General features: G+C 73.5%; 7 protein-coding genes. 4 read left to right on the top strand and 3 right to left on the bottom strand.

Annotation, left to right across the window (positions count from 1 at the left end):
- Positions 1–514: 514 nt before the first annotated feature.
- Together ACFW1A_RS36240 and ACFW1A_RS36235 are read left to right on the top strand one after the other, a co-directional pair.
- Complete coding sequence (locus tag ACFW1A_RS36240) at positions 515–1615, top strand: YncE family protein (RefSeq protein WP_380417081.1); 1101 nt, start codon at positions 515–517, stop codon at positions 1613–1615.
- A gap of 460 nt (positions 1616–2075) precedes the next feature.
- Entirely contained in the window at positions 2076–2945 is an 870-nt protein-coding gene (locus ACFW1A_RS36235; RefSeq protein WP_380417076.1) for a hypothetical protein, read from the top strand.
- Between the two features lie 141 nt (positions 2946–3086).
- Here ACFW1A_RS36235 and ACFW1A_RS36230 read toward each other — a convergent pair whose 3' ends face one another.
- From ACFW1A_RS36230 to ACFW1A_RS36220, 3 genes are read right to left on the bottom strand one after another with little or no spacing between them, the layout of a single operon-like run.
- Positions 3087–4088 carry a phosphotransferase family protein gene (locus tag ACFW1A_RS36230; protein ID WP_380417074.1) on the bottom strand — a complete coding sequence of 334 codons (1002 nt, stop codon included), beginning with the start codon at positions 4086–4088 and terminating at the stop codon, positions 3087–3089.
- A gap of 59 nt (positions 4089–4147) precedes the next feature.
- Positions 4148–4822 (bottom strand): TMEM175 family protein, encoded by a 675-nt coding sequence (locus ACFW1A_RS36225; RefSeq protein ID WP_380417072.1) that lies wholly within the window; start codon positions 4820–4822, stop codon positions 4148–4150.
- Positions 4823–4854: 32 nt separating this feature from the next.
- Entirely contained in the window at positions 4855–5670 is an 816-nt protein-coding gene (locus ACFW1A_RS36220) for a MarR family transcriptional regulator (protein WP_380417069.1), read from the bottom strand.
- 113 nt (positions 5671–5783) lie between these two features.
- Here ACFW1A_RS36220 and ACFW1A_RS36215 point away from each other — a divergent pair, with 113 nt between their 5' ends.
- Positions 5784–6575, top strand: coding sequence for a type 1 glutamine amidotransferase domain-containing protein (locus tag ACFW1A_RS36215; protein ID WP_380417067.1), 792 nt, complete (start codon positions 5784–5786; stop codon positions 6573–6575).
- 45 nt (positions 6576–6620) lie between these two features.
- Positions 6621–7211, top strand: coding sequence for an NADPH-dependent F420 reductase (locus ACFW1A_RS36210; protein ID WP_380417064.1), 591 nt, complete (start codon positions 6621–6623; stop codon positions 7209–7211).
- Positions 7212–7319 lie beyond the last annotated feature (108 nt).

Genomic DNA, 7319 nt, shown 5'->3' with positions numbered 1-7319 from the left:
GTACCGGGCGAGGGCGGCGACGGCGGTGGTCCACTTCTTGGTCATCGGGTCTCCGTGGTGGGGTGGCTGACTGGGGCTCGGCTCCCCCACGGGCGGCCGGTCGCCCGGCCGGTCGCCGGTCGCCCGGCATGCCAGTGGTCCGCGCCGTGTGTGCGCGGATCGTGCGCCGAGAGTGGAGAGGTTGCGGTGCCATGCTCATGCAGAAGTGGGCCCGGCGCAATGGGGCGACCGGACCATCTCTCGTGTCGGTGAGGCGAGTTGGCCGACACCGGCGGAGCCCGGCGAAGGATCCGCCGTGAGTGCCGACCGGGTCGCCGGTGCGGCGCGGCGCGGTCGGCACCGCACCGGTGGTCACTGGCGGGCTCGGCCCCGCCGGCGCGACCCGTTGCCGGTTTCGCGCGCCGAACTCTTGGGAAACCGGCCCCGCGTTGACGCGGACCTGCCGTAGCCTCACGTCCACCAGTACTGGCCATTCCCTGGGGGGAACGTGAACTCGCTTACGGCAAAGGCTCGTTTGTTACTCTCGCTGGCGCTCGCCGGGGCGCTGCTGGCCACCGGCGCCGCCGCCGCGAACGCCGCCCCGACCTCCGCTCCGACCTCCGCTCCGGCCGTCGATCCCGTTCCGGGCGGCGAGGCCACCATCACGCTGCCGGCCGGCCCCTGGGGCCACCCGCTCGTCAGCGCGGACGGCACCACTGCCTACCTCGGGGTCGGGCAGGGCGACTCCGGCAACAGCCTGGAGGTGATCGACACCCAGGCCGGGGAGATCACCGCGGGGGTGCAGGTCGGCAACGACGTGTGGAGCGGCCCGAAGGTGTTCGGCGCCGACGGCAAGCTGATCTACCTGGTCACCGAGGGAACCCTGAACGTCTTCGACACCACCACGAACACCGTTCGTGCCCGCATCCCGTACCCGGACCAGCCCCGCCCCGCGGGCTACCGGCCGGGCGGGACCGTGGGCCTGGCCATCAGCCCGGACGGATCGACGCTCTACCTGGACCAGGACCAGCCCTTCGCCGACTTCCAGCCGCCCGTCGGCCAGGGCCGCATCCTCACCTTCTCCGTCGCACGGAACGCCTTCACCGACATCACGCCCCTGCCGGCCGGGGTGCTGCAGTCGATCCTGCTCCGGCCGAACGGCAAGGACGCGTACGTCACGACCCCGCAGGGCGTGCTCCACCTCGACGTCTCGGGCGCCCACCCCGCGGTGGTGCGCACCGTCACGTCGGCGGCCTTCAACGGCACCGTGAGCCTGAGCCCGGACGGCACCCGGTTGTACGCGCTGGCCGCCGGCAACCACGAGCTCGTGCTCGACCTCACCACCGACACCCAGCTGGCGGACATCGACCTGAAGACCCCGTTCGCCGTCGAGGACACGGCGATGAATCCGGACGGTACCCGCCTGTACGTCTCGGTGGACACCCAGAACCCCGGACCGACGATCTACGCCTACGACACGGCGACCAACACGCCCGTCCCCGGCGAGACCGTCTCGCCCTCCGACCTGGAGCACGCGCTGAGCATGGCGGTGGGCCCGGACGGCCGGACGCTCTACGTCGCCGGCTACAACTCCTCCGACAACGTGGGCTCCTACCTGCAGATCATCAGCATCTGACCAGTCGGCAGGACATGTGGCGGGTCCGGCTCTCCGGGCCCGCCACTGACGGTCCGCCGCCACCGCCCGGCGGGGCCGAAGGCTGCACGTGCCCGGCGGCCGGGGTGCACCTGCGCCCGGGTCGCGGCCGCCGGCCGGGGCAGGCCCAGCTCGCGTCGCCGGTCCGCCCGATCAGCTCGGAGGCGGTCACCGGCCCGACACGCGCCGTGCCCGCCAGCACGATGATCTGCTCGGTCGTTCCGGCGGCGTACGCGGCGGACTCCTGCACCGCGCCGGCCCGGATCCGCACCGGGCGGGGCGGTGTGCCACGGCGTCAGCCCCGCGCGCTGCGTGCGGAATCCGTCCTGCCGGGAAGGGCCCCGGTGCAGGGGGCGTTTTCGCGGTCCGCTACATTCCGTGCTCGCCACGGCTGCGGCTCGCAGCCCGAGATCGTGAACCACCGCGCCCCCCTGGAGCCCCGATGCACCACCCCGTCCGACGTACCGCCGCCGGGCTCGGCGCTGCCGCACTGCTCGTCGCCACGGCGCCGGCGGCGCTCGCCGAGACCGCTGCGCCCACGCCCGGTCGGCTGGCGTTCGACATGACGGCCGACCGGACCACCATCACGCCCGGCGGCCCCGCGGTGACCTTCACCGTCCGGATCGTGAACCAGCGCAACACGGACTGTCTGGCCCTGCCGTACTTCGTGTTCGCGGACCAGGCCGGAAAGGTCTTCGCCGCCGACGAGAAGATCAGCTACGAGTTCGGCGGCACCCCCGACCTGCCGGCGGTCCTGGTCAAGGGCCAGGAGAGCAAGGCCGGTCCGCTGGAGTACCTCGCGGCGACCGACGCCTCCGGGACGCCGTACTCGGGCAGTTGGCAGTGGATCGGCTCCGGCGACTCGGGCCACGAGATCACCGTCTCCGTGCAGCTCACCGGCGATGTGCCGGCCGGCCCCGCCACCGCCACGCTGATCACCGACAGTGTGACCTTCGAGCCGAGCAACTCCCAGCAGATCCTGACCGACCACGTGACCGACAAGGCCACGCTCCCGATCACCATCGCCGCGCCCGCGGGTACCGCCTCGGGCAAGCCCACCGGTAGTACCGGCCCGGCCGCCCAGGCCTCCACCGTGCCGCCTGCGGCACTGCCGACCCTCCCGGCCCAGCCCGTGCCCACCGCCGTCCCCACCACTGCGACCACCCGGCCCGGTTCCCGCAGCAGTTCCCCGGCCCTGGCCAGCACCGGCGGCGGGAGCGGCACCGGGACGCTCGCCGCCCTGGGCACGGCGGTCCTCGCCGCCGGCACGCTGACCGTCGTGGCGGTGCGCCGCCGGGCGCGACACCGCTGATCCCCCACCGCGGCAGCACGGCGGCCCGTCGGCCGGGTCGGTGATCGGCGCCACGCTGCCTGTGCGCCGAGCAACGCCGCCGGGTGCCGCTCCCACGCCGCGGCGTGGCACCCGTCGGCGTGGGAGCGGCGCCGTGCGGGCTCAGCCCGGCGCGTCCATGAGGGAGGTGAGGTAGGCGTCCAGCCGCTCCGTCACCACCCTCGTCGTCAGCTCGGTCCGCCCTGCCTCCTGCCACGGTTGCGCGACCCACTGCACCTCCTCGGAGAACGCCAGTGGTACCCGCACCTGCCAGTACAGCCGCTCGTCCGCGGTGCCGGCCAGCAGCCCGCCGGCCTCCTGGTAGGCCTCGGTGAAGCGCAGGCCCCACGCCGGGCCGTGCAGCAGGGCGAGGTTGGTGGAGCAGTGCGCCACGTCGAGGTCCGCCGGGCCCCACGAGGCCGCCGCCCAGTCGACGACGCCGGTGATCCGGGCACCGGCGGCACCGGCAGCGCTGGCAGCACCGGCCCGGTCGTCGGGCGGCAGGTCGAACAGCACGTTGCCGGGCTGGAAGTCCCGGTGCAGGAAGCGCCCTTCGTAGCGCGGCGCGGGCGCGCGGAGCAGGTCGATCGCGGCGGCCCAGGCCGCGGCGTCGGCGCCCTCGGGGGTCACGACCGTGTCGGCGGTCGTCAGCGCCACGTACTCGCGGGGTCGGACGGCCGGTCGCACCGCGTGGACCGCGACGAGTTGACGGGCCAGCAGGGGCAGCCGCGTCTCCAGCCCCTCGTCCGCGAGGACCGCCCGCCCCGGCAGGTGGGTCATGAGGAGCGAGGGGTACTCGCAGTGCGCGGCGGCCGGATCGACGGCGACGAGTCCGGGCGCCGACACTCCGGTACCGGTGCCCGTGCCGGTGAGCGTGGTCAGGGCGTCGGCCTCCCGGTGCAGGAGGTCCTCGGCCGGCCCCTGCCGGGTCGGGTCGACGAAGGAGCGCAGCACCAGGTGCCGGATCCCCCCGCCGCGCGTGCCGATGGTCAGCCGCCGCATCTCGGCGGTGGCGCCGCCGAGCAGCGCCTCGGCTCCGACGATCCGCTCGCCGGCCGCGAGGTGCCGGCGTACCCAGGCCAGGGTCAACGGTCGGACGGTCGCCGCTTCCTCATGGTTGGTCACCCTGCCACCTCACCATCCGGGCGCCGGGGCCGGCGAACCCTTTTCCGCGCGCGGGCGCCTCAGCGCGTCGAACGGGCGGGGGCGAGTTGGTCGAAGCAGTAGTAGAGGGCCACCACGGCATGGGTGGCGAGCATGGCGACCGGGCTGACGAAGGCGAGGCCGAGGGCCGCGAGGTAGCAGACACCGCCGATGCCGAAGCGGCGCCTGGCCGCCCGCTTGGCCTCCGCCGGGATCGGGGTGTGCAGCGTGCGGGCGTCGCGGGTGAAGGAGAGGAAGAGCAGGGAGAAGGCGGCGCTCATCGCGACCATGGTGGCGGCGTAGACCGCCGCGGCGGTGTGGGCGTCCGCGTGGCGGGCGGTCAGGTAGGTCGCCAGCAGGCGGGTGGGGAACGGGATCACCGACACGGTCAGCAGCAGGACCAGGTTGGCGAACAGGGTCGGGCGGTCGACCCGCCGCGCGAGGGCGCACATCGCGTGGTGGTTGATCCAGATGATGCCGATGACCAGGAAGCTGACCAGGTAGGCGAAGTAGGCCGGCCACTGGTGGGCCAGCGCCGAGGCCAGCGACTGGCCGTCGAGACCCCCGGGGTCGGGCACGTTGAGGTCCAGGACGAGCAGGGTGATCGCGATGGCGAACACGCCGTCGCTGAAGGCCTCGAGACGGCTGGTGCTGAAGTCCGCGACTCCTGCGGCGGCAGCGGGCGGGGGCGTCTTCTCGGTCGCGTCGTGCGTCACGTTGTCGTTCCCGTGGTCATGGACGTTGTCGGTCACGCGTCGGCCCGGCCGGTCCGGGTCGGGTCGAGCGTGATCTCGACCGCTTCCTCGGCCCGCAGCAGCCGCAGTGCCACCGGGCCGTCGCAGGGGGCCGCGAGGTCCTCGCTGGTGCGCACCTGGGCCCCGTCGCGATGGGTGATCAGGTCGCCGGCCCGCAGGCCGGCCCGGTCCGCGGCGCTGTCGGCGGCGACGCCGGCGACGAGCAGGCCGGTGCGGTCGGTCAGGCCGACCGCGGCGCGGCGCTGGCGGGCGATCCGCGCGGGTTCGACGGTCGCTCCCCACACCTGGGCGGCGCCGGCGCCGACCTGCTCGAACGAGACGAGGAGCTTGCGCAGCATGGCGGCGAGTTGGTCCTGCTCGCCCGGGGAGAGCGCGGACAGCAGCCGGTCCTCGCCGGCCAGGTGCGCCGGCGCGATCCGGTCGAAGAGCTGCAGTCCGCTGTCGGTCAGTCGGACGGTGCTGCTGCGCTTGTCGACCGGATCGGGTTCGCGCACCACGACACCGCGTTGTTCGAGGCGGGCCAGCCGCACGCTGACCGTGCCGGAGGTCAGCCCGAGCGAGTCCATCAGGCGCGCCTGGCCGAGCTGGTACGGGTAGCCGGCGCGGCGCAGGTTCACCAGGACCTGGAAGTCGGCCGGGGTGAGGTCGAATCCGGCGAACACGTCGGCCAGCGCCGTGTCGAGGTGGCTGCGCACCCGCGCGAGGCGGGTGATCACCCCGACCGGTGCCACCGCGAGGTCGGGGCGTTCGAGGTGCCACTGCTCCAGGATCGCGTCCACGCTGTCGCGGATGCCGCTGTTGTCCTCCATGACCCAAGACTAGAGGAATACTTCCCTTACCGAGATTGCTTAGGCCAAATGCTTGGACTCAAGCGATATGATCCGACTCAGCGGATCACCCCCTTCCTTCGGAGGCAGTTCTCATGTCCGGCATATCTCCCGCCAAGGTTGATGTCGCAACGACCTCGTCCGACCACCACATGCGGGTCGACGCCCTCGGCAGCCGCCCCCGCGAGATCCTGATCGTCGTCGCCAACCCGACCGTCAGCAGCAACAACCACTGGCCCGTGGGCTTCTGGGGAGCCGAGCTCACCCACCCGTACTACGAGCTGACCGAGGCCGGCTTCCGGGTCACCATCGCCTCCCCCGCCGGCGGGAAGGTGGAGATGGACTCGCTGTCCGACCCCCGCGACCCGTCCGAGTGGGCCGCGGAGGACCTGATCACCATGGGCTTCGTGAACACCCCCGCCCTCGCGGCGCTGCTGGAGGACACCCCTGCCCTCGACGACCTCGACCTCGACCGGTACGAGGCACTGCTGATCGCGGGCGGGCAGTCACCGATGTTCACCTTCCGGGACAACAAGCCCCTCCACCAGGCCGTCCGCGCCTTCTGGGAGGCCGAGAAGGTCGTCGCGGCCTACTGCCACGGCGTCGCCGCCCTCGTCGACTGCGAGCTGGCCGACGGCACCGCCCTGGTGGCCGGCCGCACCCTCACCGGCTTCTCCAACACCGAGGAGGACTACGGCAACCGGGCCGCCGGCGTGCAGATCATGCCCTGGAGCGTGGAGGACGCCCTGCGCGAGCGCGGCGCCAACTACATCAGCGCCGGCCTGTTCAAGCCCTTCGCCGTCCGCGACGGCCGCCTGATCACCGGTCAGCAGCAGTACTCCAGCCGCAAGGTCGCCCAGGCCGTCATCGCCGCCCTCGGGGTCTGACCCCGTCCTGTTCCGTTTGTCCCGTCTGGTAGGAGAGCACACCCCGTGAGCACCGCAGTCATCGGAACCGGATTCATCGGCGGCACCCTCGGCCGGGCCTTCGCCCGGGCCGGGCACCCCACCGTCTTCGGCTCCCGCACCCCGGACACCGACACCACCGCGCAGGACAGCGGCGCCGGCACGGCCGGCATCGCCGACGCCATCGCCCAGGCCGACACCGTCGTCCTCGCCGTTCCCGCCGCCGCCGTCGAGGACCTCCTCAAGGCCCACGGCCACGCCCTCGCGGGCAAGCTGGTGGTCGACGCCGCCAACAACATCACCGGCCCCGTGGCCCACCACGCGGACCTCGTGGCGCTGCACGCCCCGGGCGCGCGCTACGCCCGCGCCTTCAACACGCTCGGCGGCGAGAACTTCGCCGAGCCCGACTTCGACGGCACGGCCGCCGACCTGTTCTACTCCGCCCCCGAGGGCGACCGGTCCACGCTCGACGCCCTGATCACCGCCGTCGGCCTGCGTCCGCAGTACCTCGGCGACCGGCAGCACGACACGGTGGACGGCGTCCTGCGCCTGTGGTTCGCCCTCGCCGTCGGGCAGGGCCGGGGGCGCCACCTCGCGTTCCGCACCCTGACCCGCTGACGGTCGGACCCGCTGACCGTCGGACCCGTGCGGCCCCCTAACCGGGGGGGGCCCCCCCGCGACACCCCCCCCCCCCCCGCCGCACCGCCACCCGGAGCGGCCCCCCCC

The sequence above is a fragment of the Kitasatospora sp. NPDC058965 genome (assembly GCF_042741245.1).
Classification (GTDB): Bacteria; Actinomycetota; Actinomycetes; order Streptomycetales; family Streptomycetaceae; genus Kitasatospora.
This window is presented reverse-complemented; position numbering and strand designations above follow the sequence as displayed.

What these genes read in the sequence shown, in the direction of transcription:
- ACFW1A_RS36235 (WP_380417076.1), top strand. Translation starts at nt 2,076, where the DNA reads ATGCACCACCCCGTCCGACGTACCGCCGCCGGGCTCGGCGCTGCCGCA.
- ACFW1A_RS36220 (WP_380417069.1), bottom strand. Translation starts at nt 5,670, where the DNA reads ATGGAGGACAACAGCGGCATCCGCGACAGCGTGGACGCGATCCTGGAG.
- ACFW1A_RS36215 (WP_380417067.1), top strand. Translation starts at nt 5,784, where the DNA reads ATGTCCGGCATATCTCCCGCCAAGGTTGATGTCGCAACGACCTCGTCC.